Origin of the sequence: Pseudomonas sp. AK181, from assembly GCF_051122975.1 — a bacterium.
Classification (GTDB): domain Bacteria; phylum Pseudomonadota; class Gammaproteobacteria; order Pseudomonadales; family Pseudomonadaceae; genus Aquipseudomonas; species Aquipseudomonas lactis.
The window spans coordinates 6,198,596-6,224,746 of sequence record NZ_CP146348.1 but is presented as its reverse complement, the minus strand read 5'-3'; the positions used below and the strand labels follow the sequence as shown (position 1 = coordinate 6,224,746).

At 60.0% G+C, this 26,151-nt stretch carries 21 protein-coding genes and 1 pseudogene; 9 read left to right on the top strand and 13 right to left on the bottom strand.

Going from position 1 to position 26,151, the window contains the following annotated elements; translation table 11 throughout:
• Nucleotide 1: 1 nt before the first annotated feature.
• Nucleotides 2-433: an acyl-CoA thioesterase gene (locus V8689_RS28360; RefSeq protein WP_032894109.1), complete on the top strand. Its 432-nt coding sequence runs from the start codon at nt 2-4 to the stop codon at nt 431-433.
• Between the two features lie 146 nt (nt 434-579).
• Here the strand turns inward: V8689_RS28360 and V8689_RS28355 are convergent.
• From V8689_RS28355 to fdhD, 3 genes and pseudogenes are all read right to left on the bottom strand, one after another.
• Nucleotides 580-1,052 (bottom strand): annotated as a pseudogene (locus V8689_RS28355) (glycine zipper domain-containing protein).
• Between the two features lie 349 nt (nt 1,053-1,401).
• On the bottom strand, nt 1,402-3,750 hold the full coding sequence (locus V8689_RS28350; protein WP_056782624.1) for an FdhF/YdeP family oxidoreductase: 2,349 nt from the start codon (nt 3,748-3,750) through the stop codon (nt 1,402-1,404).
• Nucleotides 3,747-4,586 (bottom strand): formate dehydrogenase accessory sulfurtransferase FdhD, encoded by an 840-nt coding sequence (gene fdhD / locus V8689_RS28345; RefSeq protein WP_056782625.1) that lies wholly within the window; start codon nt 4,584-4,586, stop codon nt 3,747-3,749. The genes V8689_RS28350 and fdhD overlap by 4 nt, the downstream gene beginning before the upstream one ends.
• A 242-nt stretch (nt 4,587-4,828) precedes the next feature.
• Here fdhD and lysM point away from each other — a divergent pair, with 242 nt between their 5' ends.
• Nucleotides 4,829-5,269 (top strand): peptidoglycan-binding protein LysM, encoded by a 441-nt coding sequence (gene lysM, locus V8689_RS28340; RefSeq protein ID WP_056782626.1) that lies wholly within the window; start codon nt 4,829-4,831, stop codon nt 5,267-5,269.
• A gap of 127 nt (nt 5,270-5,396) precedes the next feature.
• On the opposite strand, the gene yrfG is transcribed toward lysM, so the two are convergent.
• Nucleotides 5,397-6,062 (bottom strand): GMP/IMP nucleotidase, encoded by a 666-nt coding sequence (yrfG, locus tag V8689_RS28335; RefSeq protein WP_056782627.1) that lies wholly within the window; start codon nt 6,060-6,062, stop codon nt 5,397-5,399.
• Between the two features lie 87 nt (nt 6,063-6,149).
• Here yrfG and nudE point away from each other — a divergent pair, with 87 nt between their 5' ends.
• Both nudE and cysQ read left to right on the top strand, forming a co-directional pair.
• Entirely contained in the window at nt 6,150-6,716 is a 567-nt protein-coding gene (gene nudE / locus V8689_RS28330) for an ADP compounds hydrolase NudE (protein WP_056782628.1), read from the top strand.
• The gene (gene cysQ / locus V8689_RS28325; RefSeq protein WP_056782629.1) at nt 6,713-7,549 is read left to right on the top strand and encodes a 3'(2'),5'-bisphosphate nucleotidase CysQ; all 837 of its coding nucleotides are present in this window, start codon (nt 6,713-6,715) and stop codon (nt 7,547-7,549) included. The genes nudE and cysQ overlap by 4 nt, the downstream gene beginning before the upstream one ends.
• A 126-nt stretch (nt 7,550-7,675) precedes the next feature.
• Here cysQ and V8689_RS28320 read toward each other — a convergent pair whose 3' ends face one another.
• The 7 genes from V8689_RS28320 to rfbB are packed head-to-tail and all read right to left on the bottom strand — an operon-like array spanning nt 7,676 to nt 14,742.
• Nucleotides 7,676-8,131: a thioesterase domain-containing protein gene (locus V8689_RS28320; protein WP_056782630.1), complete on the bottom strand. Its 456-nt coding sequence runs from the start codon at nt 8,129-8,131 to the stop codon at nt 7,676-7,678.
• Between the two features lie 26 nt (nt 8,132-8,157).
• Entirely contained in the window at nt 8,158-9,540 is a 1,383-nt protein-coding gene (locus V8689_RS28315; RefSeq protein WP_056782631.1) for a sigma-54-dependent transcriptional regulator, read from the bottom strand.
• The gene (locus tag V8689_RS28310; RefSeq protein WP_056782632.1) at nt 9,537-11,345 is read right to left on the bottom strand and encodes a sensor histidine kinase; all 1,809 of its coding nucleotides are present in this window, start codon (nt 11,343-11,345) and stop codon (nt 9,537-9,539) included. The genes V8689_RS28315 and V8689_RS28310 overlap by 4 nt, the downstream gene beginning before the upstream one ends.
• 34 nt (nt 11,346-11,379) lie before the next feature.
• Nucleotides 11,380-12,249, bottom strand: a complete 870-nt coding sequence (gene rfbD, locus V8689_RS28305; protein ID WP_056782633.1) for a dTDP-4-dehydrorhamnose reductase — start codon at nt 12,247-12,249, stop codon at nt 11,380-11,382.
• Nucleotides 12,246-12,791, bottom strand: coding sequence for a dTDP-4-dehydrorhamnose 3,5-epimerase (rfbC, locus tag V8689_RS28300; protein ID WP_056782634.1), 546 nt, complete (start codon nt 12,789-12,791; stop codon nt 12,246-12,248). Before rfbC ends, rfbD begins: the two co-directional genes overlap by 4 nt.
• Nucleotides 12,788-13,663: a glucose-1-phosphate thymidylyltransferase RfbA gene (gene rfbA, locus V8689_RS28295; RefSeq protein WP_056782635.1), complete on the bottom strand. Its 876-nt coding sequence runs from the start codon at nt 13,661-13,663 to the stop codon at nt 12,788-12,790. The genes rfbC and rfbA overlap by 4 nt, the downstream gene beginning before the upstream one ends.
• Nucleotides 13,660-14,742 carry a dTDP-glucose 4,6-dehydratase gene (rfbB, locus tag V8689_RS28290; protein ID WP_056782636.1) on the bottom strand — a complete coding sequence of 361 codons (1,083 nt, stop codon included), beginning with the start codon at nt 14,740-14,742 and terminating at the stop codon, nt 13,660-13,662. The genes rfbA and rfbB overlap by 4 nt, the downstream gene beginning before the upstream one ends.
• Before the next feature lie 153 nt (nt 14,743-14,895).
• Between rfbB and V8689_RS28285 the strand changes: the two genes are divergently transcribed.
• The 3 genes from V8689_RS28285 (at nt 14,896) to V8689_RS28275 (ending at nt 19,484) form a co-directional block, all read left to right on the top strand.
• Nucleotides 14,896-17,805: an aminotransferase gene (locus V8689_RS28285; protein ID WP_056782637.1), complete on the top strand. Its 2,910-nt coding sequence runs from the start codon at nt 14,896-14,898 to the stop codon at nt 17,803-17,805.
• A 121-nt stretch (nt 17,806-17,926) separates the two neighbouring features.
• Nucleotides 17,927-19,033 (top strand): agmatine deiminase, encoded by a 1,107-nt coding sequence (gene aguA, locus V8689_RS28280; protein ID WP_056782638.1) that lies wholly within the window; start codon nt 17,927-17,929, stop codon nt 19,031-19,033.
• A gap of 235 nt (nt 19,034-19,268) precedes the next feature.
• The gene (locus V8689_RS28275) at nt 19,269-19,484 is read left to right on the top strand and encodes a hypothetical protein (RefSeq protein WP_056782639.1); all 216 of its coding nucleotides are present in this window, start codon (nt 19,269-19,271) and stop codon (nt 19,482-19,484) included.
• 132 nt (nt 19,485-19,616) lie between these two features.
• Here V8689_RS28275 and V8689_RS28270 read toward each other — a convergent pair whose 3' ends face one another.
• Nucleotides 19,617-21,692 carry a TonB-dependent receptor gene (locus V8689_RS28270; protein WP_056782640.1) on the bottom strand — a complete coding sequence of 692 codons (2,076 nt, stop codon included), beginning with the start codon at nt 21,690-21,692 and terminating at the stop codon, nt 19,617-19,619.
• 408 nt (nt 21,693-22,100) lie between these two features.
• Here V8689_RS28270 and V8689_RS28265 point away from each other — a divergent pair, with 408 nt between their 5' ends.
• Complete coding sequence (locus V8689_RS28265; protein ID WP_014716498.1) at nt 22,101-23,417, top strand: OprD family porin; 1,317 nt, start codon at nt 22,101-22,103, stop codon at nt 23,415-23,417.
• Between the two features lie 114 nt (nt 23,418-23,531).
• Here the strand turns inward: V8689_RS28265 and V8689_RS28260 are convergent, their stop codons facing one another.
• Complete coding sequence (locus V8689_RS28260; protein ID WP_003187729.1) at nt 23,532-24,431, bottom strand: LysR substrate-binding domain-containing protein; 900 nt, start codon at nt 24,429-24,431, stop codon at nt 23,532-23,534.
• Between the two features lie 159 nt (nt 24,432-24,590).
• On the opposite strand from V8689_RS28260, the gene V8689_RS28255 reads away from it, so the two are divergent.
• Nucleotides 24,591-26,150: an MFS transporter gene (locus V8689_RS28255; RefSeq protein WP_056782641.1), complete on the top strand. Its 1,560-nt coding sequence runs from the start codon at nt 24,591-24,593 to the stop codon at nt 26,148-26,150.
• Nucleotide 26,151 lies beyond the last annotated feature (1 nt).

The window sequence follows — 26,151 nt, the reverse complement described above, 5'->3', positions numbered from 1 at the left end:
GATGCCTGACTCAACGCCTGTGCGCGACGATTACCGCCACTTCCAGCCAATCACCACGCGTTGGCACGACAACGATGCCTACGGCCATGTGAATAACGTCACCTACTACAGCTTCTTCGACACAGCCGTTAATACCTACCTGATCGAACAGGGCGGGCTGGATATTCATGACGGTGAGGTGGTGGGGTTTGTGGTGAGTTCGGCCTGCGATTACTTCGCCTCGATTGCTTTCCCTGAGCGCATTGAAATCGGCCTGCGGGTAGGCAAGCTGGGCAATAGCTCGGTGCAGTATGAACTGGCGGTATTCAAGGCGGGTGAGCAGGAGGCGTGTGCGGCGGGGCGCTTTGTCCATGTGTTTGTGGACCGAGCGTCAAACCAGCCAGTGCCGATTCCGGGGATGTTGCGCGAGGCGATGCAGCGCTTGGTGGTTTGAGGCACCTACAAGCAACCCATACCAAATGTGGGAGCCGGGCTTGCCCGCGATGGCGCAGTATCAGGCAATACTTCTAAACCTGATTCACTGCTATCGCGGGCAAGCCCGGCTCCCACACTGGATGTGCTCGTCAGAGCACGTATTGATCAGTCGCGATAACGATGCTTGTTCTTGCGATGCCCATAGGCATGGCCGCGGCCTGGGTGGCCATCGCGGTAGTAGCGACGGTCGTCACGGTCGCGATCACGGTAATGGCGGCTGTCGCGATCACTTTCGTTACCCATGTAGTTGCCCAGCGCGCCGCCCGCGCCACCGCCGGCTGCTGAGCCGACCAATGCACCGGTACTGCCGCCAACGCTGCGACCCAAGACGTTGCCGCCGGCTGCGCCCAGTGCGCCACCGATGGCGGCTTCGCCACGGCTACGCTTGTCTGCGCCGACCGCGCTACCGCCAGCGCCGCGCCGATGGTCGAACCGGTGTTGCCGCCCAGCTGCTGGCCGACAACGGAACCTAGAACCCCACCCAATGCGCCGCCTACACCGGCTTCGGTGGTGCCGCCTGCCATGGCTGCGCCACTGACCAGGCCAAGGGACAACAAGAGAATCGAGGAGAACTTCATTCAGGGAAACCTCAGGGGATGACGGCGCGATCCTGAGGTTGTATCGAGCCGCTGACAATCGAAATCCGACCGGCGGCAGAGGTTGTATACAATTTGCTAAGTTACTGTTTTATATGGGGAACTTAAGTCGTTTTTGCAGGTCTTTAGTTACTTCTGAAGGGCCGCTTTTATGCAAAAGCGGCCTTTTTTTGTGGCTGCAGAATGTGCGGTGCTTGTGCTGGCCTCTTCCCGGGCAAGCCCGCTCCCACATTAGATCGGTTCACACAGTCTCAATGGTGAACCCATCCCAGTGTGGGAGCGGGCTTGCCCGCGAAAGCGGCAGTTCAAGCAACACACATCTCGGATCAACTCAGGCCGAGCGCGCCATGATCAACCCGCTGTCACTCGCCGCCTCCAAGCGAATCGCAACAAACTTAGAAGTTGGTGTATGGCTACCGTCGCCAGTGCTTTCCAATGGCACCAACGGGTTCACTTCCGGGTAGTAAGCCGCCGCCTGCCCCGCCGGAATATCAAATGCCAGCAGCGTAAAGCCCTTCACGCGGCGCTCACGACCGTCCTCCCACAGCGACACGATGTCTGCCTTCTGCCCCGGCTTGAAGCCCAGGCGGATGATGTCGGCTTCGTTGACGAACAGCACGTCACGCTGGCCTTTGACCCCGCGATAACGGTCGTCCAGGCCATAGATGGTGGTGTTGTACTGATCATGGGAGCGCATCGACTGCATGATCAGGTCCGGCACTCGACCCGTGGCGTGGGTGCGTTCGTGGATCAGGTCTTTGGGCAAGATGTTCGGGCGGAAGTTGGCGCGGCCCGACGGTGTGTTCCAGCGGCGTGCGCCGGCGGAGTTGCCCAGGTAGAAGCCACCTGGATGTTTGATCTTCTCGTTGAAGTCCTTGAAGCCTGGGATGGTGTCGGCGATCAGGTCGCGGATGCGCCCGTAGTCAGCCACCAGCCAGTTCCAATCCACGGGCGTGCTGCCCAGAGTGGCGGCAGCAATGCCTGCCAGGATCGCCGGCTCGGACTTCATCAGTTTCGACAGCGGTTGCAGTTGGCCGTTGGAACCGTGGACCATGCTGAACGAGTCTTCCACCGTCACCGCTTGCGGGCCGTCGGCCTGGATGTCGATGTCGGTGCGGCCCAGGCACGGCAGGATCAACGCATCTTTACCGTGCATCAGGTGGCTGCGGTTGAGCTTGGTGCTGATCTGCACGGTCAGGTCGCAATTGCGCAGCGCTTCGAAGGTGCGCGTGCTGTCTGGCGTGGCTTGGGCGAAGTTGCCGCCCAGGCCGATAAAGACTTTGGAGCGGCCTTCAAGCATGGCGTGAATCGCTTCCACCACGTTATGGCCATTGTCTCGCGGTACCTGGAACTGAAAACGACGCTCCAGCGCGTCCAGAAACGCCACCGGTGGGCGTTCGTTGATGCCCATGGTGCGGTCGCCCTGCACGTTACTGTGGCCACGAACCGGGCACAGCCCGGCGCCTGGGCGGCCAATATTGCCGCGCAGCAGCATCAGGTTGGCGATTTCCTGGATGGTCGGCACCGAGTGGCGGTGCTGGGTGATCCCCATTGCCCAGCACATGATCACATTCTTGCCTTTGGCGTACATGCGCGCCGCTTGCTCGATCTCTACCAGGGTCAGGCCGGACTGCTCGACGATTTCCTCCCAGGAGGTGTCGTCGATCTGGCCCAGGTATTCCAGGACGTTGGCAGTGTGTGCATTGAGGAAGTCGTGGTCGAACACCGCTTCCTTGCCTTCGGCCAGGGCTTGGCGCTCCCACAGCAGCAGGAATTTGGCCATGCCGCGCAGAATGGCCATGTCGCCACCCAGCGCCGGGCGGAAGTAGGCGGTGTTGGTCGGCTTGTCACCGTTGGTGAGCATTTCCAGCGGATGCTGCGGGTGCTGGAAGCGCTCCAGGCCACGCTCTTTGAGTGGGTTGATACACACCACCTGGGCGCCGCGCTTCACTGCTTCGCGCAGCGGTTCAAGCATGCGTGGGTGGTTGGTGCCGGGGTTCTGGCCCCAGACGAAAATGGCATCGGCATGCTCGAAGTCATCAAAGGTCACGGTGCCTTTGCCCACGCCCACGCTCTGTGCCAGGGCTACGCCGCTGGCTTCGTGGCACATGTTCGAGCAGTCCGGGAAGTTGTTGGTGCCATAGGCACGTACAAACAACTGGTACAGGTAGGCGGCTTCGTTGCTGGCGCGGCCCGAGGTGTAGAACTCGGCCATGTTCGGGCTGGGCAATGCGTTGAGGTGCTTGCCGACCAGGTCGAAGGCGGCTTCCCAACTGATGGGCGTGTAGCGATCGGTCTGGGCGTCATAGCGCATCGGCTCGGTCAGGCGGCCCTGGTATTCCAGCCAATAGTCGCTTTGTTCCAGTAACGCCGTGACGCTGTGTTTGGCGAAGAAGGCAGCATCGACGCGGCGCTTGGTGGCTTCCCAGTTGACTGCCTTGGCGCCGTTTTCGCAGAACTTGACCATGCCGCTTTCCGGCGAGTCGCCCCAGGCGCAGCCCGGGCAGTCGAAGCCGCCGTTCTGGTTGGTCTTGAGCATCATGCGCAGGTTTTTCAGGGCGTTGTCGCTGGTCAGCCAGGCTTGCGCCACGCTGATCAGGGCGCCCCAGCCACCGGCTGGGCCTTTGTAGGGCTTGTAGCGTGGGGTTGGGGTCTGGTCGGCTTGGTGGTGAAGGCTCATGGCTGGTGCTCCATCGCAGGGCTATAGACCCGTGGCGCGCTTTTTTGCGGCAGGTGGATGAGGTTGAGGTTGTGCCGGCGCGCCCATTGCAGGGCCAGGCCGGTGGGCGACGACAGGCTGACCAGGGTCTGGATGCCCGCGCGCAAGACTTTCTGAATCAATTCGAGGCTGCAGCGGCTGGTAACAATCGCCAGGCCGCCGTCGGTCGGAATCTTTTGGCGGATCAACGCGCCAATCAACTTATCCAGGGCGTTATGCCGACCGATGTCTTCGCGACCCATCAGCAATTCGCCCTGGCTATTCATAAACACTGCCGCATGCACGGCACCGCTGTGTTGGCCCAGGGGTTGGAATGCGCTGATACGTTGGCGCAGGCCATCGAGCCACTGCGCCGGTGGTAAGGGCGCGCCGGGCAGTACCTGGAGGTCGGGCAATGCTTGCTCTACCGCTTCCACGCCACACAGGCCACAGCCGCTGGTGCCTGCCAATTGGCGGCGTTGCTGCTTGAGGTTCCAGAATGCACGGCTGGATACCTGTACCTGGGCGTACTGGGCTGCGCCTGAACCGCTGATTTTCAGGTCATAAATGTCGTTAACGTCGGTGATAATGCCGCTGCCCAGGCTGAAACCTACAATGAAGTCTTCCAGGTCCGTAGGCGTCACCAGCATCACCGCCTGGCTGATTTCGTTATAGGCAATCGCCAACGCCACTTCTTCGGCCAGCGCAGTGCTGGCCACTTCTGTGTGTTCAAGATTGCAATAGTGATAGCTCTGGCTGGCGACGGGCGCGGTCGATTCAAGAGCGGGCGCCGCGCAGTGAGGGCGCTTGGCGTTCATGGGGCAGTACCACCGGCGGATTGATCAGTGTTTAGACTAGGCGCGACAAAGGGTCACGTCTAATCGCCAGTATTGATCTATTGATAGAGGGCGTCGATCAAGGTTCACCGGTGTTTTCGTCGGGCTTATTCCAGGCAGGGGTGATTGGGATACTTTTGAGTCTTTAGCCAGTCTGGAACCCAAGTCGGCAGGACTGGTCTAGTCTTGGGCATCTGATAAATAAACCCCAAGGAGAGCGCACCATGAGTCTATTAAGCTTTGTAAAGGAAGCCGGCGAGAAGTTGATCGACCTGTTGACGCCGGGTAATGCGAACGCCAGTGAGCAGTTGAAGGAGCATGTGAGCAAGGTGGGCCTGGGTAATCCAAACGTGCAAACCACGGTGGATGGCGACAAGGTCACGGTGACCGGTGAAGTGGCCACGCAGGAAGAGAAAGAAAAAATCCTGTTGGCGCTGGGCAACATTGCCGGCGTGGCAAGTGTGGATGACCAGATCACAGTATCCGGTCCAGTGGTTGTGGCTTCGCGCTTTGTTGTAGTGAAAAGCGGCGACACTCTGAGCGCAATCTCTAAAACGGTTTATGGCGACGCGAATAAGTACAACAAGATCTTCGAGGCTAACAAGCCGCTGTTGTCGCACCCGGACAAGATCTACCCAGGCCAGACACTGCGCATCCCTGAGTAATACGCAGGATAAAATGAGGAAGCTCGCCCTTTTGTAGGAGCGAGCTTGCTCGCGAAAAACTCACAGGCACCGCGTTTATCCAGGAAGCACGCGTTATCGTTGACGTTTTTCGCGAGCAAGCTCGCTCCTACATAAGCCCGGCAATGAGTTCTCGATAATCCCCGACGGCTGCAAATTCTGCAGTGTCCTTTGGTCCTTTCTTGCTATCAGGCTCTTTCACGGCCAGTAAATGCCCTACACCGAAATTCCGGGCACTGCGCAGGATCGGCAAAGTGTCATCTATAAACAGGCTACGGGCCGGGTCAAACTGGATATCCGCTTGCAAGGCTTGCCAGAATTGCGGGTTTTCCTTGGGAAAACCGTAGTCGTGAGAGCTGATCAATCGCTCGAAATACGGCGCCAGTTCAATGCGTTCCAACTTCAATGACAGCGAATCCCGATGAGCGTTGGTGATCATGATCACGCGCTTGCCGGCCTGTTTGATCGCCGCCAGGAACGTATCGGCATCCGGGCGCAGGGCAATCAGGTGGGCGGTTTCCAGCTTGAGTTCGCGCACCGGGATCTTGAGTTCAGTGCTCCAGAAATCCAGGCAATACCATTGCAACTGTCCGGCGTTACGCTCAAACAACGGTTGCAACTCCATCTTGGCCATGGCCTGGCTCACACCGTGCAGCTCGGCGTAGCGCTGGGGCAGGTGTTCCATCCAGAAGTGGTTGTCGTAATGCAGGTCGAGCAGGGTGCCGTCCATGTCCAGCAGGACGGTATCGATGGCGTGCCAGGGCAGAGAGGGCATGGTGGAGTCTCATGTAAGTAAAGATATCCGACACAGACAATCGGAAAAGCCACGGTATAGTAACCCGATCACGCCAAGGAGCCGTTTATGCGCCAGAAACCCACTGTCCTCGCCCGCGAAATAGTCGCCAGTAGCCGTTTGTTCCGCGTGGAGGAAGTGCAATTGCGCTTTTCCAATGGCGTTGAGCGCACCTACGAGCGTCTTGTCGGGCGTGGCACGGGCTACGGCGCCGTGATGATTGTAGCGATGATCGATGAAGATCATGCATTGCTGGTGGAAGAATACTGCGGCGGCACTGACGAATATGAATTGTCATTACCCAAAGGCTTGATCGAGCCCGGCGAAGACGTGCTGGCAGCGGCAGACCGCGAACTCAAGGAAGAGGCCGGCTATGGCGCACGGCAGTTGGAGCACATCACTGAGCTGTCATTGTCGCCTGGTTATATGAGCCAGAAAATCCAGGTGGTGCTGGCTACCGATCTTTATGAAGAGCGCCTTGAAGGTGATGAGCCCGAGCCGATGCGGGTAGACCGAGTCAACCTGCGTGAGCTGGCGGCGTTGGCGCAAAACGAGCAATTCAGCGAAGGTCGCGCCCTGGCGGCGCTGTATCTGGTCAGAGACCTGTTGACCCAGCGTGGAGCGTTCAACGCATGAGCGAACTGTTTTTAGGCCACCCCTTTATCGCTCCGGTCATTGAGCTGGCGCGCCAGGCCGGTGAAGTTATCCTGCCGTACTGGCGTGCCGACGTAGCTGTGACCTCCAAGGCGGACGATTCACCCGTGACGGCTGCCGACCTGGCTGCCCACCATCTGATTCTCGCAGGCCTCACCGCGCTGGACCCAAGCATTCCAGTGCTGTCTGAAGAGGACGCCGATATCGATCAGAGTGTGCGTGCCGGTTGGCAGCGCTGGTGGTTGGTGGACCCTTTGGATGGCACCAAGGAATTCATTTCTGGCAGTGAAGAATTCACCGTCAATATTGCCTTGATCGAACAGGGCCGCGTGGTGTTCGGCGTGGTGTCGATACCGACCACTGGCCGTTGCTACTTCGGCGGCGCGGGCCTGGGGGCTTGGCGTTCGGACGTCAATGCGGCGCCCAAGCAGATTCAAGTACGCCAGACCAGGGCGGCGGGCGAGGCCTTTACCGTGGTGGCCAGCCGTCGTCATACCAGCCCTGAGCAGGAGCGCCTGTTGGACGGTTTGAGCGAGGGTTTGGGTGAGTTGAAGCTGGCGAATATCGGCAGCTCGTTGAAGTTTTGTTTGTTGGCCGAGGGCAGTGCCGATTGTTATCCGCGCCTGGCGCCGACGTCGCAGTGGGATACCGCAGCGGCCCAGGGTGTATTGGAAGGGGCGGGGGGTGAAGTGCTGGAGTTGAATGGCAAGCCGTTCAGCTACCCGGCGCGGGAATCGTTGCTGAACCCGTTCTTTCTGGCGTTGCCGGCCAAGGCCGCGTGGCGTGAGCGGCTGTTGACCCTGGCCAGATCTTAAGGCCACTGCAGAGCAAAATGTGGGAGCGGGCTTGCCCGCGATGGCGGAGTGTCAGTCATACAGGTATTGGCTGATCCACCGCTATCGCGGGCAAGCCCGCTCCCACATTTGTTTGTGTCATGGCTGCTAGCGGTGCAGCACGTATTGACCGGTAAAGATTACGGCGTGCTCTTTGCTGCCTTCATTCACTATCCACGTCTGTAGCGCCAACCGCGCCCGCCCATAGCGCTGATAGGTCGCCACAAAGCGCTTCCACACCTTCTCCTGCGGCGCCGCGCAAATGGCTGTCGCGTCCTGGGTCACCGGCAGCGGGTAGCTGATCTGCCCTTCCTGAATCACGATGTGCCCGTCTTCAATCCCGGCTTCACGCAGTTTCAGGTGCAGCCAACCCCAGCCCGCCAGCACCGCGCCGCAGTAGAGGCTGCCGCCAAACATGGTGCTCTTGTGGTTGATATTGGCCTGCAAGGGCAGGTGCAGTTGCAGTTGGTCGTGTTGCCAGTCGAGCACCCTGAGGCCCATTTCCCGGGTGAGTGGGATGTCACGGTGAAGGATGGATTCCAGGTAACGGCTGTCGCGGCTCATGGCGGCCTCTTTGTGGGTGGACGATGTCATTCGTCGTCGGCGCTCTGGCTGGCACTGTCGGCGAAGTTCAGGCCGTGTTTTCGCAGTTTGTCATGCAAGGTTTTGCGCGGCACGCCCAAGGCTTCGGCGAGGCTGCGCACGGAGCTGTGGGGGCGGGTCAGTTCGGCGGCGATCAGGCTTTTTTCGAACTGTTCGACTTGCTCGCTCAGGCCTCCGGGTGTGGAGGTCAGCACCCCGGCAGGATGGTCCTGGGCGTTATCCAGGGCCAATTCCAGGCCGAGGGCGAAACGCTCCGCGGCGTTTTGCAGTTCCCGTACATTGCCCGGCCAGCTGTGGCGCAGCAATAGCGCGCGCTGGCCCGGTTGCAGTTCGTGCAAGGGCAGGCCGTGACGGCTGCTGGCCTCGTCGGCGAAGTGCTGGAACAGCATCAGCGCATCTTCACCCCGTTCACGTAGCGGTGGGATGCGCAGCGGCGCCACATTGAGGCGGTAATACAAGTCGGCACGGAAACGGCCCTGGTCAGCGGCCTGGCGCAGGTCTTCCTTGGTGGCGGCGATAATGCGGATATCCAGCGGGATCAGCTGATTGCCACCCAGGCGTTCCACTACGCGCTCCTGTAAAAGGCGCAGCAACTTGACCTGCACATCCAGGCTCATGCTTTCAATTTCATCCAGAAACAGCGTGCCGCCATTGGCAAACTCGAACTTGCCGATGCGGCGCTTTTGCGCGCCGGTAAACGCGCCGGGTTCATGGCCGAACAGTTCGCTTTCCACCACCGATTCCGCCAGTGCCCCGGCGTTGATCGCTACAAACGGGCCGCTGCGTCGGCTTGAGAGGTCGTGCAGGGCGCGGGCGACGACTTCCTTGCCCGCCCCGGTTTCGCCGAGGATCAACACATCGGCCTTGGTTGCGGCCAGTGCACCGATTTGCTCGCGCAGGCGCAACATCTGTGGCGAGTGCCCTACCAGGCGCGTGCTCAGTTGCTGGCGGTCGCTGAGGGCCAGGCGCAGGCTGCGGTTGTCCAGTACCAGCCGGCGCAGGGCCAGGGCACGGCGCACGCTGTCGAGCAGCGCGTCACTGGCGAAGGGTTTTTCCAGGAAGTCATAGGCACCGGCACGCATGGCCTGCACCGCCAACGGTACATCGCCGTGGCCGGTGATCAGCAGCACCGGCAGGTCGGGGTCCTGGCCGTGCAATTCAGCTAGCAGTTCCAGGCCGTCCATGCCGGGCATGCGGATGTCGCTGACCACCACGCCCGGCCAGTCGCGGGACAGGCGTGCGGTGAGCCCGGTGGCTTCGCCCAGGGGCAGGACTTTCAGGCCGGCCAGGTCCAGGGTCTGGCACAGGGCCTGACGCAGGTGTGGATCGTCGTCGATCAAGACCACCTGAATCGAGTTGTCGATACTCATACACTGCGGTCCTCGGACGGTTGCAGACTGACGCCCGGCGAGCCGGCACGCAATTTCAAGGTTAACAGCGCGCCGCCTTCCTTGTGGTTGGCGAACAACAGTTCGCCGCCAAAGGCGCGCATCAGGGTGTCGCAGATCGCCAGCCCTAGCCCCAGGCCTTGGGTGCGCGTCTTGGTGGTGTAGAACGGCTCACTGGCGCGGCCCAGGGCTTCCATGCAAAAGCCCGGGCCGTTGTCGCGAATATACAAGTTGACGCCTTGGGGCGTGGTTTCGGCACTCAGCCAGAGTCTGCGTGGCGGGCCTTTTTCGGTGAGGGCATCCAGGGCATTGGCCAGCAAGTTACCCAGCACTTGGCGTAGGCGGGTTTCACCGGCCTGCACCCACAAGGTCGCCTCGGGCAGGTCGCGGATCAACTCCACCTCCATCGAACGCCGACGCTTGGCCAGCAATGCCAGGGCGTCGTCGAGTGCCGGTTGCAAAGCCACGCTCTCCGGCGCGTGACGGTCACGGCGGGCGAAGGCGCGCAAGTGGGCGATGATCGAGGCCATGCGCCCGGTCAATTCGCTGATCAGCTTGAGGTTGCCACGGGCATCATTGGTGCGCTCATGGTCGAGCAAAATCTCGGCGTTTTCGGCATAGCTGCGAATCGCCGCCAGTGGCTGATTGAGTTCATGGCTGATACTCGCCGACATGGTGCCCAGCGCCGAGAGTTTACCGGCCTGGACCAAGTCGTCCTGGGCGCGCACCAGTTCTTGCTGGGCGTGCTCGCGCTCCAGCACTTCCTGTTTAAGGCGCCGGTTCAGGCCCTCCAGGTCGCTGGTGCGCTCGGCCACGCGCATTTCCAGCTCGCGGCGGGCTTTGGCTTCGAAGGCGATGCGTTCCAGGTAGTGCCGGCGGCGCTGCATCAGCAACCCCAGCAACAGCATCAGCACCAACAATGTGGCGCCGCCCACGGCGACGACCGTGCGCACCGGACGGTTGATCAGCGAGCGCGGCGCGAGGATTTCCACGTTCCAGCCGGTCTCGGCGATGGCCGTGGATTGGCGCAGCCAAGCGCTGCTGCTGAGGCTCAGCGGCTGCGGGTCGCGGGTAGGGTAGGGCTGGATGGCAACGATGGCCTCGCGTTCTTCGGCGGTCAGTGGCCGAGTGGCGCGGAATCGCCATTGCGGTCGCGAGGTGAGGATCACCACGCCGTTATGGTCGGTGACCAACAGTTGTTCCGGGGTATTGCCCCAGAGGCTTTCGGTGTGGTCCAGGTCGACCTTCACCACCAGCACGCCGATGATGGTGTCGCCGTCACGTACCGCGGCAGCGAAGAAGTAGCCGCGCTTGGCCGAGGTGGTGCCCAGGCCGAAGAAGCGCCCCAGGCGCCCGGCCATGGCCTCGCTGAAATACGGACGGAAGGAGAAATTGCGCCCGACAAAGCTGTCTTGTTTGTCCCAGTTGGACGCGGCGAGGGTCTTGCCGGTGGTGTCCATCAAATACATCACCTCTACCCCGGCCTGGGCGGCGACGTCCTTGAGCAATTGGTTGGCACTGACCAGGTGGGTGCTGACGTGGGGAGCGTCCAATGCGGTGCGCAGCGCCGGCAAGTCACCGAGGATTTGCGGCAGTATTTCGTAGCGATGCAGGGTGCCCAGCAAGTTGGCGACGTAGAGGTCGAGGGTCTGGCGGTTTTGCCCGGCCAGTTCGCTGCGGTAATAGCGCTCGGCCAGATGCTCCAGCGGCCACAACAGCGGCGCCAGGCACAGAGCCAGCAGGGCGAGGCTGCGCCAGCGGGGTCTTCGTGCAAGGGGTGGGGTCATGGAAGTCGCGCCTGTGGGTACAGGCGCATTATGCCTAGTGCTGCTGTGCAAGACACTCGTGCAATGCGTCTTGCCACTGTGGCTGGCTGACGTGCCATTGTTGTTGCAGGCGCGTGCAGTCCAGGCGCGAGTTCAGCGGGCGCTGGGCGGGGGTCGGGTAGGCGCTGGAAGGGATCGGCTCCAGCTCGGCGCAGGCCTTGCCCTCGGCGCGCAGTTGCTCGCCAATCGCCTCGGCAAAACCGAACCACGAGGTTTCACCCTGGGCAGTGAGGTGGTAAACACCCCAATCCCCAGCCTTACCGGCCTGCCACTGCTCGATCAGCACACGGGTGCTGTTGGCGATGGTACCGGCCCAGGTCGGCGCACCGATCTGGTCGGCCACGATGCGCATCTGCGGTTTTTCCTGCAGCAGGCGCTGCATGGTCAGCAGGAAATTCGTGCCATGGCTCGAGTAGACCCAACTGGTGCGCAAGATCAGGTACTGGCCACCTACAGCCGCAATCGCCTGCTCACCCGCCAGCTTGCTCTGACCGTAGACACCCAATGGGTTCGGCGTGTCGCTTTCGGTGTACGGGGCAGGTTTGCTGCCGTCGAACACGTAGTCGGTCGAGTAATGGATCAGCGGGATACCCAGCGCCTTGGCTTCCTCGGCGAGAATGCTGGGGGCGATGGCATTGATGGCGAACGCAGCGTCCGGTTCGCTCTCGGCCAGATCGACGGCGGTGTGGGCCGCCGCGTTGATGATCAGCCCAGGGCGATGGGCGCGCACTTGCTGGCGGATGAGGTCTGCATCTGCCAGGTCAAGTTGCTTGCTGCCCAGGACGATAAGTTCGCCCAGGCCCTGGAGCCGCTGTTGCAGCTCCTGGGAGACTTGGCCGTGTTGGCCGGTGATGAGGATTTTCATGGGAACAGATCAGCTTCCATCAGCAGTTTACCGACCTGGTCCTTGGCGGAGAGTTGTGGCGGTTCGGCCAGTTCCCAGTCGATAGCCAGCGTCGGGTCATTCCAGAGAATGCTGCGCTCGGCGCTTGGCTGGTAGTAGTCGGTGGTTTTGTACAGGAATTCTGCGTACTCACTCAACACCACGAAACCATGGGCGAAGCCTTCCGGCACCCACAGTTGGCGATGGTTCTGTGCCGACAGGCGTACACCCACCCACTGGCCAAAGTTGGGCGAGCTGCGACGGATGTCGACCGCTACGTCCAACACTTCACCGTAGGTGACACGCACCAGCTTGCCTTGAGTGTGTTCAAGCTGATAGTGCAGGCCCCGCAACACGCCTTTTTGCGAGCGGGAGTGATTATCCTGCACGAAGTCACGCTTGAGCCCGGTGGCCACTTCAAAGGCGCGGGCATTGAAGCTTTCGTAGAAAAAACCGCGTTCGTCACCGAATACCTTCGGCTCGAGAATCAGTACACCGGGTAATGTGGTTTCAACTACATTCACTGGGTCTCTCCGGCGAGCGAGTAGAGGTATTGGCCGTAACCGGTCTTGCCAAAGTACTTGGCACGCTCCAGCAGATAATCACGATTGATCCAGCCATTTTCGTAGGCGATCTCTTCCAGGCAGGCCACTTTCAAGCCCTGGCGGTGCTCGATGGTCTGAACGTAGGTCGAGGCTTCCAACAGGCTGTCATGGGTGCCGGTATCGAGCCAGGCGAAACCACGGCCGAAGCGTTCAACGTGCAGATCGCCGCGTTGGAGGTAGGCATTGTTGACGTCGGTGATCTCCAGCTCGCCGCGTGGCGAAGGCTTGACCGCCTTGGCGATCTTGATCACGTCATTGTCGTAGAAGTACAGGCCGGTCACAGCATACGGTGACTTGGGCTTTGCCGGTTTTTCTTCGATGGAAAGGGCGCGACCCTCTTTATCGAAATCAATCACCCCGAAGCGCTCCGGGTCTTTCACCCAATAGCCGAAAACGGTAGCGCCCGAGGAGCGCTCGGCGGCGGTGCGTAACTGATCGCCAAAATGCTGGCCGTGGAAGATGTTGTCCCCCAGAATCAGGCACACCGCGTCATCACCGATGAACTCTTCGCCAATGATAAATGCTTGAGCCAGCCCGTCCGGGGAAGGCTGTTCGGCATACGTGAAACGCACGCCAAACTGGCTGCCATCTCCCAGCAAGTTTCGGTACTGCGGTAAGTCTACCGGAGTGGAAATCACCAGAATGTCCTTGATGCCTGCGAGCATCAGCACGGATATCGGGTAGTAGATCATCGGCTTGTCATACACCGGCAACAACTGTTTGGACACTCCCAACGTAATGGGGTGTAGGCGAGTACCGGAGCCGCCAGCCAATACAATTCCCTTCATCATGCGATCAAATCCTTCACGTCAGTATTGCCCAGTCGTTCACCTTGATAACTGCCGTCCTGGACCCTGCGGCACCATTCCAGGTTATCGAGGTACCACTGCACGGTTTTGCGCAGGCCGGTCTCGAAGGTTTCTTCCGGGACCCAGCCCAGTTCGCGTTCGATCTTGCTGGCGTCGATGGCGTAGCGTTGGTCGTGGCCTGGGCGATCCTTGACGAAGGTGATCAGGTCGGTGAATTTCTCCACGCCGGCTGGGCGTTGCGGCGCCAGTTCTTCCAGCAGGGCGCAAATGCCACGTACCACGTCGATGTTTTTCTGTTCGTTGTGGCCGCCGATGTTGTAGGTCTCGCCTACAACCCCAGTAGTCACCACTTTGAGCAGCGCACGGGCGTGATCCTCGACGAACAGCCAGTCACGCACCTGCAGACCATCGCCATACACCGGCAGTGGTTTGCCCGCCAGGGCGTTGAGAATCACCAGCGGGATCAATTTTTCGGGGAAGTGGAACGGCCCGTAATTGTTAGAGCAGTTGGTCAGCAGCACCGGCAGACCATAGGTGCGCTGCCAGGCGCGTACCAGATGGTCGGACGCTGCCTTGCTCGCGGAATACGGCGAGCTCGGTGCGTACGGCGTGGTCTCGGTGAAGAGATCGTCCACGCCGTGCAGGTCGCCATACACCTCGTCCGTGGAGATGTGGTGGAAATGGAATGCACTTTTTGCCGGCTCTGCCAGCTTCTGCCAATAGGCGCGCGTGGCTTCCAGCAGGCTGTAGGTGCCCACGATGTTGGTCTGGATAAAATCCGACGGACCGTCTATGGAGCGGTCCACGTGGGACTCGGCCGCCAAGTGCATGATCGCATCAGGTTCGAAGCGTGCGAGTACGGCGCTGACGGTAGCCTGGTCGATGATATCGGCCTGGACGAACTCATAGCGGCTGTTGGACGCGATGCTGGCCAGCGACTCAAGGTTGCCGGCGTAAGTCAGCTTATCCAGGTTGAGCACCTCGTGCTCGGTGTGTTGGATCAGGTGGCGGATCAGGGCTGAGCCGATAAAGCCAGCGCCGCCAGTAACTAGAATGCGCATATCGGAGGGCCCTTTCCTTAGATAGACATTATGCGGATGAATCATAGCTTGAGTGGTGCGAGCCAGGTGGTGCAAGCGCTGTATTACTAGGGGGTTGCCTTGTGCCCCTGAACAATGGCGATATAGACGCCTGAAAAAACAAAGGTCGTCACAATGTCGTTAGCCACGTTGACCCACCGTGCCAGCTTGCCTTGCCCACAAGTCACCCCCGAGCAGGCAGCACACCTGCTCGATCGGCACTATGGATTGACGGGCAAATTACGCTCATTGGGCAGTCAACAAGACCTCAACTACAGAATTGACAGCACGCGGGGCCGCTTCGTTCTGAAGATCTGCCGGGGTGACTACGCCGCGGTTGAGCTCCAGGCCCAGCACGCGGCCCTCAACAGCCTGGGCGCGCATGCCGGCCTGCGTGTGCCCAAGGTCATCCAGACCGTGGAGGGCGAGGAGCTGCTGACGGTCAACGTCGACGGCCAAACCCTGCACCTGCGGCTGTTGGACTACATCGACGGTCAGCCCCTGACGCATTTGCCCCACCTGAGCCGCGCCGTGATCGAAGGCTTTGGTGAGCTGTGCGGGCAGATGAGCCACGCGCTGGCAGGTTTCGAACACCCTGGCCTGGAGCGCACCCTGCAATGGGACCCGCGCCACGCCCAGGCATTGATCAGTCACTTGCTGGCGACCTTGCCCGATCTGCCGCAGCGTGCCGCATTGGAGCAGGTGGCCAGGGAGGTCGAGGCACATGTGCAGCCGTTGGCGGCACGCTTGCCCTGGCAAGCGGTGCACATGGACATCACCGATGACAACGTGGTGTGGCAGCGTGATACCCAGCGGCACTGGCGTATTCAAGGCGTGATCGATTTTGGTGATCTGGCGCGCACCTGGCGAATTACCGACCTGTCGGTGACCTGCGCGTCGCTGTTGCACCATGCCGACGGTGATCCGTTTGCCCTGTTGCCGGCGATCCAGGCCTTTCACGCGGTCACGCCCTTGCAGCGCGAAGAGTTAGAGGTGCTGTGGCCGTTGATCGTCGCTCGCGCGGCGGTGTTGGTGCTCAGCAGTGAGCAGCAGCAACGCCTGGACCCGGATAACGCTTATCTGAAGAAAAACGCCGAGCACGAGTGGGAAATTTTCGATATCGCCACGTCGGTGTCCTTTGAACTCATGCAAGCGGCGATTCTGCGCAGCGTCGGCGAAACATTACCGCCCGTCGCCATCCAAGACTTCGCGCCTTTATTGCCAGGTTTGGTGGGTCGCGCGTTTGCCCTGATCGACCTGGGCGTACTCAGCCCGCATTTCGAGGCTGGCAATTGGGAGACTCCCGGCATAGATCGGCGTTTGCTGGATGAAGCAGCGACGGTGCATGGGCTGGCGGCCAGTCGTTATGGGCAATACCGCTTGTCGCGCACCCGTCCCGACAGTGCGGTGGAGCCCGAGACCTTCCCCCTGCATGTCGAGTTGCATCTGCCCCACGGCACGGTTTTGGAGGCGCCCTTTGCGGGAACGCTGCGCGAAGGCACCGACGGCTTACTGTGTTTGCATAGCAGTGGGCTGAGCCTGCGCCTGTGGAGCGTGCGAACATCACTCAAACCGGGCGCAACGTTGGTCAAAGGGCAGGTGCTGGGCGAGGTTCATGCGCCGTTGACCGTGCAGTTGTGCCGCACCGACCTTGAGCCACCGCTGTTTTGCACACCTTCCCGGGCGTTGGCGTGGCAGGCGTTGTGCCCGTCACCCGCGGCGCTGTTAGGCCTGGCCTGTGATGCTGAGCCGGAACTGGACCCAGAGGCCCTGCTGGCCCGGCGTGATGCCAGCTTTGCCCGCTCCCAGAAGCACTACTACGCCGACCCGCCGCGTATCGAGCGTGGCTGGCGTAACCATCTGATCGATATGCAGGGCCGATCCTACCTCGACATGCTCAACAACGTGGCCGTGCTGGGCCATGGCCACCCGCGCATGGCTGAAGTGGCAGCGCGGCAGTGGTCGTTGCTCAACACCAACTCGCGGTTTCACTACGCGGCGATTGCCGAGTTCTCCGAGCGCCTGCTAGCGTTGGCGCCGGAGGGCATGGACCGGGTGTTCCTGGTCAACAGCGGCACCGAGGCCAATGACCTGGCGATTCGCCTGGCCTGGGCCTACAGCGGCGGGCGCGACATGCTCAGCGTGCTGGAGGCCTATCACGGCTGGTCGGTGGCGGCGGATGCCGTGTCCACGTCGATTGCCGATAACCCCCAGGCCTTGAGCAGCCGCCCGGATTGGGTACACCCCGTGACGGCGCCCAATACCTACCGCGGTGAGTTCCGCGGGCCGGACAGCGCGCCGGACTATGTACGAAGCGTGGAGCATAACCTGGCGAAAATCGCCGCGAGCCAGCGTCAATTGGCCGGATTTATCTGTGAGCCGGTGTACGGCAATGCCGGTGGCATCTCCCTGCCACCGGGTTACCTAAAACAGGTGTATGGCTTGGTCCGTGCCCAGGGTGGCGTGTGCATCGCCGACGAAGTGCAGGTGGGTTACGGCCGCATGGGGCATTTCTTCTGGGGGTTTGAACAGCAGGGTGTGGTGCCCGACATCATCACCATGGCCAAAGGCATGGGCAACGGCCAGCCATTGGGCGCAGTGATCACCCGCCGAGAAATTGCCGAGGCGCTGGAGGCCGAGGGTTACTTCTTCTCGTCATCGGGAGGCAGCCCGGTCAGCTGCCGGATCGGCATGGCAGTGCTGGACGTGATGGAAGAGGAAAAGCTGTGGGAAAACGCCCAAGTGGTAGGCGGGCATTTCAAGGCACGGCTGGAGGAATTGATCGACCGCCATCCACTCGTCGGTGCTGTACACGGTTCGGGATTCTATCTGGGCCTTGAACTGGTGCGAGATCGCCATACCCTCGAACCTGCGACGGCAGAAACTGCCTTGTTGTGTGATCGCCTGCGTGAGTTGGGGATTTTCATGCAGCCTACCGGTGATTACCTGAATATCCTCAAGATCAAGCCGCCGATGGTCACTTCCCGGCGCAGCGTGGATTTCTTCGTGGACATGCTGTCGAAGGTGCTGGATGAGCAACTGTAATTTGTCGATTGTTATCGGCTATTTTTTGCAATGCCAAGCATCTATCATGTTTTTAGGCTATTAAAGCCGATTTTTATCCATTATAAAGTCGCCCTTCACCCCATTCGGAGCCCTGATCGCCATGACCACCTTGCACAGCACACCCCGCGCCGATGGCTTTCACATGCCTGCCGAATGGGCGCCCCAGACCCAAACCTGGATGATCTGGCCCGAGCGCCCTGACAACTGGCGCCTGGGCGGCAAGCCTGCGCAGGCGGCCCATGTGGCGGTGGCCAAGGCCATCGCGCGTTTTGAGCCGGTGACTGTCGCGGTTTCCGCCGGCCAGTATGAAAACGCCCGTGCCCGCCTGGACGTACCCAATATCCGCCTGGTGGAAATGTCCAATGACGACGCCTGGGTTCGCGATACCGGCCCCACTTTCGTGATCAACGGCAGTGGTGAAGTACGGGGTGTGAACTGGGACTTCAACGCCTGGGGTGGTTTTGACGGCGGCCTGTATTCGCCGTGGAACCGCGATTCCCAGGTGGGAGGCAAGATCCTCGAGATGGAGCGCGCGCCGCGTTACCGCACTGAAGGCTTCGTGCTTGAAGGTGGTTCGATCCATGTCGACGGCGAAGGCACCCTGATCACCACCGAAGAGTGCCTGTTGAACCGCAACCGCAACCCGCACCTTGATCGTGCGGCCATTGAGGCGGTGCTCAGCGATAACCTGGCGGTGGATAAGATCATCTGGTTGCCGGATGGTCTGTTCAACGACGAAACCGACGGCCATGTGGATAACTTCTGCTGTTACGTGCGCCCGGGCGAAGTGCTGTTGGCCTGGACCGATGACCCGCAAGACCCGAACTACCCACGCTGCCACGCAGCCTTGGATGTGCTGCAAAGCAGCACCGACGCTCAGGGCCGCTCGTTCATCGTGCATAAAATGCCGATCCCGGGTCCGCTGTATGCCACTGAGGAGGAATGCGCCGGCGTAGACCTGGTTGACGGCAGCCAGGAGCGTAATCCGACCGTGCGGTTGGCCGGTTCCTACGTCAACTTCCTGATCGTCAACGGCGGCATCATCGCGCCGAGTTTCGATGACCCGCTGGACGACCAGGCCAAGCAAATCCTGCAGAACCTCTTCCCACAGCATGAAGTGGTGATGGTGCCGGGCCGCGAACTGTTACTGGGTGGGGGCAATATCCATTGCCTGACCCAACAGCAGCCAGCCCCGCAGCGAAAGTGAGTGCAGTTGTAACAGCGCCTTGATGGCGTACGAGCACTGCGCCATTGCAGTGCTCCCCGCAAGCCCGCGACCCAGCCCGGTCGCGGGCTTTTTCATGCCTGTATGCCAATGAGCAGGGCACATTGGCATAGCTCTTGTATCGCTGTGGTTACAGTGGCCCAAGGGGGATGACCGCGCAGTTCTGTCACAAACCTTGAGTAAGTTAGCCGCTCACGCAGCAGGAGAGAGCGCTGAAATGAATGCCGATGTCCACCTGATGAACACGCGTACGTTCCACCCTTTGCGGGTCGACGAAGAGGCCATCCATGCGCTGGCGCTTTGGTTGAAGGCAAACGGCTCGCGACAGGTCAGGCAAGCGCCTGACCTGCGTAGCGTGATGAGTGAGCGCTACCCGGTGGGGTTGTTCACGGAGGATGAGGTGCAGGCTCTGTGTGATCTGATGTGTAGTTAAGCCGCCCTTTGTAGGAGCGAGCTTGCTCGCGAAAAACTTCTAGGCGCCGCGTTGAGTCAGGAAACACGCGTTATCGTTGACGTTTTTCGCGAGCAAGCTCGCTCCTACGCAGTGATTTACGCCTAACGGGCGTTAGAAGCTGTAGGTACCGGTAACCACCAGGCTTCGCGGCTCACCCGGTTGAATCTGCGCCGCACTGGTCGCCGAGGCGTAGTAGTTTTTATCGGCGATATTGTTCAGTGCCGCCCGCACGTCCCATTCTTTTTGACGGAACCCGGCCAGCGCGTCCCAGCGGCCATAACCCGGCAACACGGCGGTGTTGAGGTTGTCCGCATATCGATCACCCACCAGGGTCAAACCGGTTTCCGCGTACCAGCCCATCTGCGGTTTCCAGGTGATGAACAGGCTGGCGTTGCGCTTGGCCACGTCGCTGATACGTTTGCCCTCAAAGCCATTGTTGTCCTTCTCGACCTTGGCGTCCTGCAGGCCCACACCGCCGCGCACATACCAGTTGTCGACGATCTTGCCGGTGGCGGTCAGCTCCACGCCGCGTGAGCGTTGCTCGCCGGTGAGCAGGGTAATGGTGCGGTCCAGCGGGTCGCTGGTGCGGCGGTTGTAGAGTTCCAGTTCGTACACGGCCAGGGTGGTGCTCAGGCGCTCGTCGAACCAGTCACTCTTCACGCCGATTTCCTTTTGCTTGGTCAGCTCCGGGCTCAGGTCGTTGGCATTGCCGGTGGCGTTCGGCGTGATGCCGATCAAGCCGCCGCCGGCGGGTGAGAAGGTCTTGCTCCACGAGGCGTAGAACGAGTGGTGCTCCAGGGGCGTCCACACCAGGCCGACGCGCGGGCTGGTGCTGTGGCTTTTCACATTCTGTTGGATGTCGAGCAGCTTGTTGGTGGTGTCCACTTCGAAACGGTCGTAACGCAGCCCGCCCTGTAGTTGCCACTGGTCGTTCAGGCGCAGTTGGTCCTGCACATACAGGGCGCGGCTTTCAACTTCAGTGTGGTTGTTACTCGACAGTCGCATGCTCCCGGTGTGGCTCAGGCGACGATTGGGCTGGTTGAGGTCCAGGCTCGGCACTGATCTGCCATCCCGAGCGGAGTACAGCTTCGGATCGCGGCGCTGGCTGCCCAGCTCAATACCGGTGAGCAGGCGGTGTTCCAGGCCAAAGGTGTCGAAACCGCCTTCCAGCTCCAGGTTGTTGAACACGTTGCGGGTGGTCAGGTCCTGCTGCCAGTGTTGGCGGGTGACGGTGTTGGTTTTCGGGTCATAGCCGGTCTGGTAGGTATTGTCGAAATCACTGTCGAGCTTGAACACGCCGAGGGTGTGGCGCAGTTGCCAGTCGGCGTTGAGCTCGTAGGCGAGTTTGGAACGCAGGGACTGGGACTTGTCGTCGATGTAATCGCCGTGATCAAAGTAAGTGGTGCTGCGGCTCACATCCGCCGGGCGCCCGTTGACGCCCGGAATGCCACGGTCAGGTGTGCGGTTGTAGCGGCTGTATTCGTATTGCACCAGCCAGTTCAGCTCTGGAGTGAGCTGCCAGCTCATCGACGGCGCGAACAACTGGCGGTTGCCGCTGACGCCATCGCGAAAGCTGTTGTTGTCCTGGTTGCCCATGTTCAGGCGCAGGCTGATGTTATCGGTGGGGTCGGTACTCAGGTCGGCATACAGGCTGCGCAAATCGTTGCTGCCGCCTTGGGCTTCGATGCTGGACTTTTGCCCTGGGGTGGGCATTTTGCTCACCCGGTTGACGATCCCGCCCTGGCCGCCTCGCCCGTAAAGCACGGCGGCCGGCCCCTTGAGCACTTCGATACGCTCGATGTTATGCAGGTCGCGCACGTACTGGCTATCGTCGCGAATACCGTCCAGATAGAAGTCATTGCTGGCGTCGAAGCCGCGTATGCGCAGGCTGTCAAAGCGTGTATCGGCGCCGCTGCTGACGTTGGGGATACCGCTCAAGGCCTGGCCCAGGTCGTTGGTGCCATAGGAACGCAGGCTTTCGGTTTTGACTGAGTCGATCGCCTGGGGCACATAGCGAACGGCCGTCGCGGTGCGTGTGGCGGTGCTGGTTTCCTTGACCCGGGGGTCGTCTTCATCTGCTTCCACACTGATCGAGGTTTCGGGCAAGACCGTGGCCGCACCGGCAAAACCGGCAGACAGCAGAACAGAGAGCCCAAGGGAGAGGGGCGTCAGGCGAGGGGCAGGCATGGGAGTGTATCCAAATGATATGGCAGGAAAATTGTGCGCGAATGGTAATGCTTTGCATTTGCGCGTGTTATCTATTCCCTAATGCCTACCCTGTTGGATTTGTTACTTAATGTGTTTCGAGGGGGATTCAAGGCGCTTTTCAGGCTTTCATTCCCGCGCTTCACCTAGCCGCTTAGACGAATATCGCCTAAATACAGACGATTCACGAAATTGACACATAGTTCAACGCCCGCATAGGATTGCGCCCAACGCCTGTGGCTAACCACCATGACTAATCCAATAAAAAAAGGCCCGCGGCAGTTCAGTCGTCCGCGGGCCTTCTTTTTGCCGGCAAAGTCGACACCAGAAAAAGCAATAGGAGCCTGGTGTCACAGCGCGTACTCAACCCGTAATAAGGAATATAAGAAAATGTTGAAGCAACGGATGAGTCTGATCGCTCTGGGGATTTTGAGCGCATCGACAGCAATGGCAAACGACCAGGAGCAATCCAAGGGTTTCGTTGAAGACAGCCACCTGAACATCGCAGCACGTAACGCCTACATCAGCCGTGACTACAAAAACGGCAAGCAGGACAAAGCTGAATGGGGCCAAGGCTTCATCGGCAAGTTCGAGTCCGGCTTCACCCAAGGCACCGTCGGTGTGGGTGTGGATGTGATTGGTCAATACGCTATCCGCCTGGACGGTGGTAAAGGTCGCGCTGGCGCCGGCGGTATCGACTTCTTCAAGCAGGGCAACGGCACTCTTGATGACAACGGCAAGCCAAACCCAGGCTCGGCACCACACGACCTGGCCAAAGGCGGCGCTGCCGTGAAGTTCCGCGTTTCCAACACGGTACTCAAGTACGGTGATCAGTTCCCGGCTGTGCCTGTGCTGCAGTACGACAACTCTCGCCTGTTGTCGGAAACCTACACCGGTACTTCGATCGTCTCTAAAGAGATCGCCGGTCTGCAACTGGACGCGGGTCATTTCACCAAAGAAGCGCGCAAGAGCATGGAAGGCACCGACAGCGGCCGCCTGAAAAGCATCGACTATATCGGTGGTAGCTACAAATTCACTGAAAGCCTATCGGCCGCGCTGTATGCCTCCGACATGCAGGACGTGTTGAAGAAGCAATACGTCAACGTCAACTACGTGCTGGCCTTGCCGCAGCAGCAGTCGCTGACGTTTGACTTCAATGGCTACAAGACCAAGCTGGATCGCAGCTTCGCCTTGGAAAACCAAAAAGACGCTGACGCTCGCGACAACAAAATCTGGAGCCTGGGCGCTACCTGGGCCGTTGGCCCGCACAGCTTCACCATCGCTCACCAGCGCAGCACCGGTGACACTGGCTACCTGTACGGCGGCTACCGCAACGCTGGCGGCATCGGCGACGGCGGCAATACCATCTTGCTGGCCAACTCCTACTGGTCCGACTTCAACGGCAAGGACGAGCGCTCCTGGCAAGCAGGTTACGGCATCGACTTCGCCACCTTCGGCGTACCGGGCCTGACCTACAACATTGCCTACGTGCGCGGTACCAACATCGACGACGGCACCAACCGTGGCGATGGTACCGAGCGTGAAATCTGGAACCAGTTCAAGTACGTGGTACAGAGCGGCCCAGCCAAAGACCTGAGCCTGCGTGCCCGCGCCTCGTGGTTGCGCGTTTCCAATAACGCCAGCGAGTACAACGTAGGCGGTAACGAAATCCGTCTGTTCGCCGATTACCCGATCAACGTTTTCTAATTGATCGAATGTCGTGCCTGATGCCAGGCAATAAAAAACCCCGACTGGTTCGGGGTTTTTTATTGCGCGCCGGCTAAGCGGGTGACTTGGAGGTGCACATACGCCACCCGCTTATTATTCGTTCAAGGCGCTGTTAAATAGCTGACTGTGCATAAAGTCTATGAAGACTCGCAGCCTCAGTGAAAGGTGTTTGCTGGAAGGCCATACAAGCCGAAAGACTCCGGTATGAACCGTATAGTCCGTCAGCACTTGCACCAATTCGCCGTTCTTGATGGATTGGGTCGTCATGAAATCAGGCAGGCAGGCAACGCCCAAACCTGAACGAGCCACATCGACAATCACTTCAGTCGTGTTGCACACCATTGTTTGAGGCAGCTCGAAATCCGGCTCTCCAGCCGCAACGCGTAGAGGCCAAGGTTCTACTTTTCCCGTCGAAGGAAACTTGTGCAGCAGGCATGAATGCATGGCCAGATCCGCTGGGCGTTTGGGTACTCCATACGCTGCGAGATAGGCAGCAGACGCCACAATCTGCAACTGGAAGCCTCCCAGCCGTTTAGAGATCAGCCGCGAGTCAGTGGGCTCGCCTGTGCGTAACACGGCGTCAAAACCTTCCTCGATAACGTCGACCATGCGATCAGAAAAGTCGATGTCGAGTTCTATTTCCGGGTAGGTGCGCATGAACTGAATGATTGCCGGCATGACGAGGCCGCTGACGAGAGGCAGGCTGATTCGCAATTTGCCCCTCGGTTTTTCACGTGCGTTGCTCAGCTCCATTTCTGCAGCTTCAAGCTCTGAAAGTATTCGTCGACAGCGTTCAAGAAACAGTGAGCCTTCCAGCGTCAGGGCGATGCTTCGCGTGTTGCGCTGGAAAAGACGTACCCCGAGCCTGTCCTCCAGCCGACCAATACTTTTACCGACGCCCGACGAAGAGATGCCCAATCGTTTCCCTGCCTGGGTAAAGCTTCGAGTCTCAGCCACCAATACAAATAATGAAATGCTGCCAAGCGACTCCAACGGATGGCCCTCACTGCGGACACCAGAGTCCGATATGTTCGGATTATAGGCCTGTTTTTGTTTGGAGACGCAAGCCCTAACCTTTGGATGGGCCGATCACCGCAGACAACTGTGCGCGAAGGACCGACACCTGCGCATATCAATGAAGGAACCATTCAGATGAACTCAACACACAGCGCTCAGACGGCTCCCCCGTTATTGAAGTGGCTGCAGCTTTTCGCAGCTTGCCTCACAGGCGTACTCATTCCGCTTTGCTTTACCGGGCCAGCCGTAGTGCTCTCTTCCATCAGTGCTGCCATGGGTGGATCTGCTGTAGAGCTCAGTTGGGTGGTCAACGCTTATATCCTTACTTATGGCAGCGCCATGATGGCGGCGGGGAGCCTGACGGATATCTATGGACGCAAGCGGGTATGGTTGATTGGCCTGGTCATCTTCGTGTTGTCTACCGTCGCTATTCCCTTTTCTTCGACTGTTTTGCAGATCGACATCCTGCGCCTTGTGCAGGGATTGGGCGGAGCAGCGGCGTTCGCTGGCGCCATGTCGTCATTGGCCCAGGTGTTCCACGGCGCAGAGCGCACCAAAGTATTCAGTCTGCTCGGTACGACGTTCGGCATTGGGCTAGCCTTCGGCCCGCTGGCCGCGGGAGTATTAGTCGACTCGGCTGGTTGGAAGTGGACGTTCCATGCTACTGCATTGATAGGCATCGCGGGCTTCGTGCTCGTGTGCGTGAGTGCGACGGACTCTAAAGATCCGGCTAACAACGGCATGGATTGGCCGGGAGCTCTGAGCTTTACGGCCGCATTGACGTTGTTTACCTATGGCGTCCTTCTCGCGCCAGAGGATGGTTGGGCCAGTCCCATCGTGTTGGGCTGTGTCGCTGGCGCGATCGTTCTGTTCATGATCTTCGTGGCCATTGAGCGTCGTGTCAGTAGCCCGATGCTCGACCTTTCATTGTTCAAACAAGCCAAATTCGTGGGCGTGCAGATTCTTGCAGCCAGCCCGGCGTTCTTTTTTGTCGTGCTCATTATCATGCTGCCGGCGCGATTTATCGGGGTCGATGGGCTCAGTGCCCTGCAAACCGGAAAAATGATGATTGCGTTGGCTGCACCGTTGTTGTTTGTACCGTTTCTAGCGGCCCAGCTCGCGCGTCACTACACCTCAGGGATGCTCTCGGCAGTCGGGCTGGTGTTGGTGGCTGCCGGGCTGTTCTGGCTGGGTGTTGTGCTCGAAAGTGGTGCCAGCAATGCAGTGATGCCCATGGCGCTGATCGGTATCGGCATTGGCCTGCCTTGGGGGTTGATGGATGGGATGGCCGTCAGCGTGGTGGAGAAAGAACGTGCGGGAATGGCGACTGGCATTTTCAACGCTGTTCGTGTGTCCGCCGACGGAATAGCGATCGCCATCGCCGGTGCGTTGCTGGCGACGTTCATTCAATGGGGGCTGTTCGACGCCGCTACCCATTTTGCTGTGGATCAGATTATGGGAGCCTCCAGTCGGGCAGCGCTCGGCGATCTGCACAGCGCAGGTAATCAGCTGCCAGGGCAGTCGGAGCTGTTGCGCTTCGAGTATGCGAAAGGGTTTCGGCACCTGCTGTTCATCCTTGGGGCTGGTAGCGTGCTGACGGCCATTGCCGTGTACGCAACACTGGGTCGAGTCAGCGCGCATGATCATCAACCGGCCGAAGCAGTCCGCCCGGTGATCTTGGGTGACGGCGAATGAT

Bases quoted from the DNA above. Each gene is read 5' to 3' on its own strand.
- aguA (WP_056782638.1), top strand. From the start codon at position 17,927: ATGACCACCTTGCACAGCACACCCCGCGCCGATGGCTTTCACATGCCT.
- cysQ (WP_056782629.1), top strand. From the start codon at position 6,713: ATGAGCGAACTGTTTTTAGGCCACCCCTTTATCGCTCCGGTCATTGAG.
- V8689_RS28310 (WP_056782632.1), bottom strand. From the start codon at position 11,345: ATGACCCCACCCCTTGCACGAAGACCCCGCTGGCGCAGCCTCGCCCTG.
- V8689_RS28255 (WP_056782641.1), top strand. From the start codon at position 24,591: ATGAACTCAACACACAGCGCTCAGACGGCTCCCCCGTTATTGAAGTGG.
- lysM (WP_056782626.1), top strand. From the start codon at position 4,829: ATGAGTCTATTAAGCTTTGTAAAGGAAGCCGGCGAGAAGTTGATCGAC.
- V8689_RS28320 (WP_056782630.1), bottom strand. From the start codon at position 8,131: ATGAGCCGCGACAGCCGTTACCTGGAATCCATCCTTCACCGTGACATC.
- V8689_RS28315 (WP_056782631.1), bottom strand. From the start codon at position 9,540: ATGAGTATCGACAACTCGATTCAGGTGGTCTTGATCGACGACGATCCA.
- rfbA (WP_056782635.1), bottom strand. From the start codon at position 13,663: ATGATGAAGGGAATTGTATTGGCTGGCGGCTCCGGTACTCGCCTACAC.
- V8689_RS28265 (WP_014716498.1), top strand. From the start codon at position 22,101: ATGTTGAAGCAACGGATGAGTCTGATCGCTCTGGGGATTTTGAGCGCA.
- V8689_RS28270 (WP_056782640.1), bottom strand. From the start codon at position 21,692: ATGCCTGCCCCTCGCCTGACGCCCCTCTCCCTTGGGCTCTCTGTTCTG.
- rfbD (WP_056782633.1), bottom strand. From the start codon at position 12,249: ATGAAAATCCTCATCACCGGCCAACACGGCCAAGTCTCCCAGGAGCTG.
- yrfG (WP_056782627.1), bottom strand. From the start codon at position 6,062: ATGCCCTCTCTGCCCTGGCACGCCATCGATACCGTCCTGCTGGACATG.
- V8689_RS28360 (WP_032894109.1), top strand. From the start codon at position 2: ATGCCTGACTCAACGCCTGTGCGCGACGATTACCGCCACTTCCAGCCA.
- V8689_RS28350 (WP_056782624.1), bottom strand. From the start codon at position 3,750: ATGAGCCTTCACCACCAAGCCGACCAGACCCCAACCCCACGCTACAAG.
- nudE (WP_056782628.1), top strand. From the start codon at position 6,150: ATGCGCCAGAAACCCACTGTCCTCGCCCGCGAAATAGTCGCCAGTAGC.
- fdhD (WP_056782625.1), bottom strand. From the start codon at position 4,586: ATGAACGCCAAGCGCCCTCACTGCGCGGCGCCCGCTCTTGAATCGACC.
- V8689_RS28275 (WP_056782639.1), top strand. From the start codon at position 19,269: ATGAATGCCGATGTCCACCTGATGAACACGCGTACGTTCCACCCTTTG.
- rfbB (WP_056782636.1), bottom strand. From the start codon at position 14,742: ATGCGCATTCTAGTTACTGGCGGCGCTGGCTTTATCGGCTCAGCCCTG.
- V8689_RS28285 (WP_056782637.1), top strand. From the start codon at position 14,896: ATGTCGTTAGCCACGTTGACCCACCGTGCCAGCTTGCCTTGCCCACAA.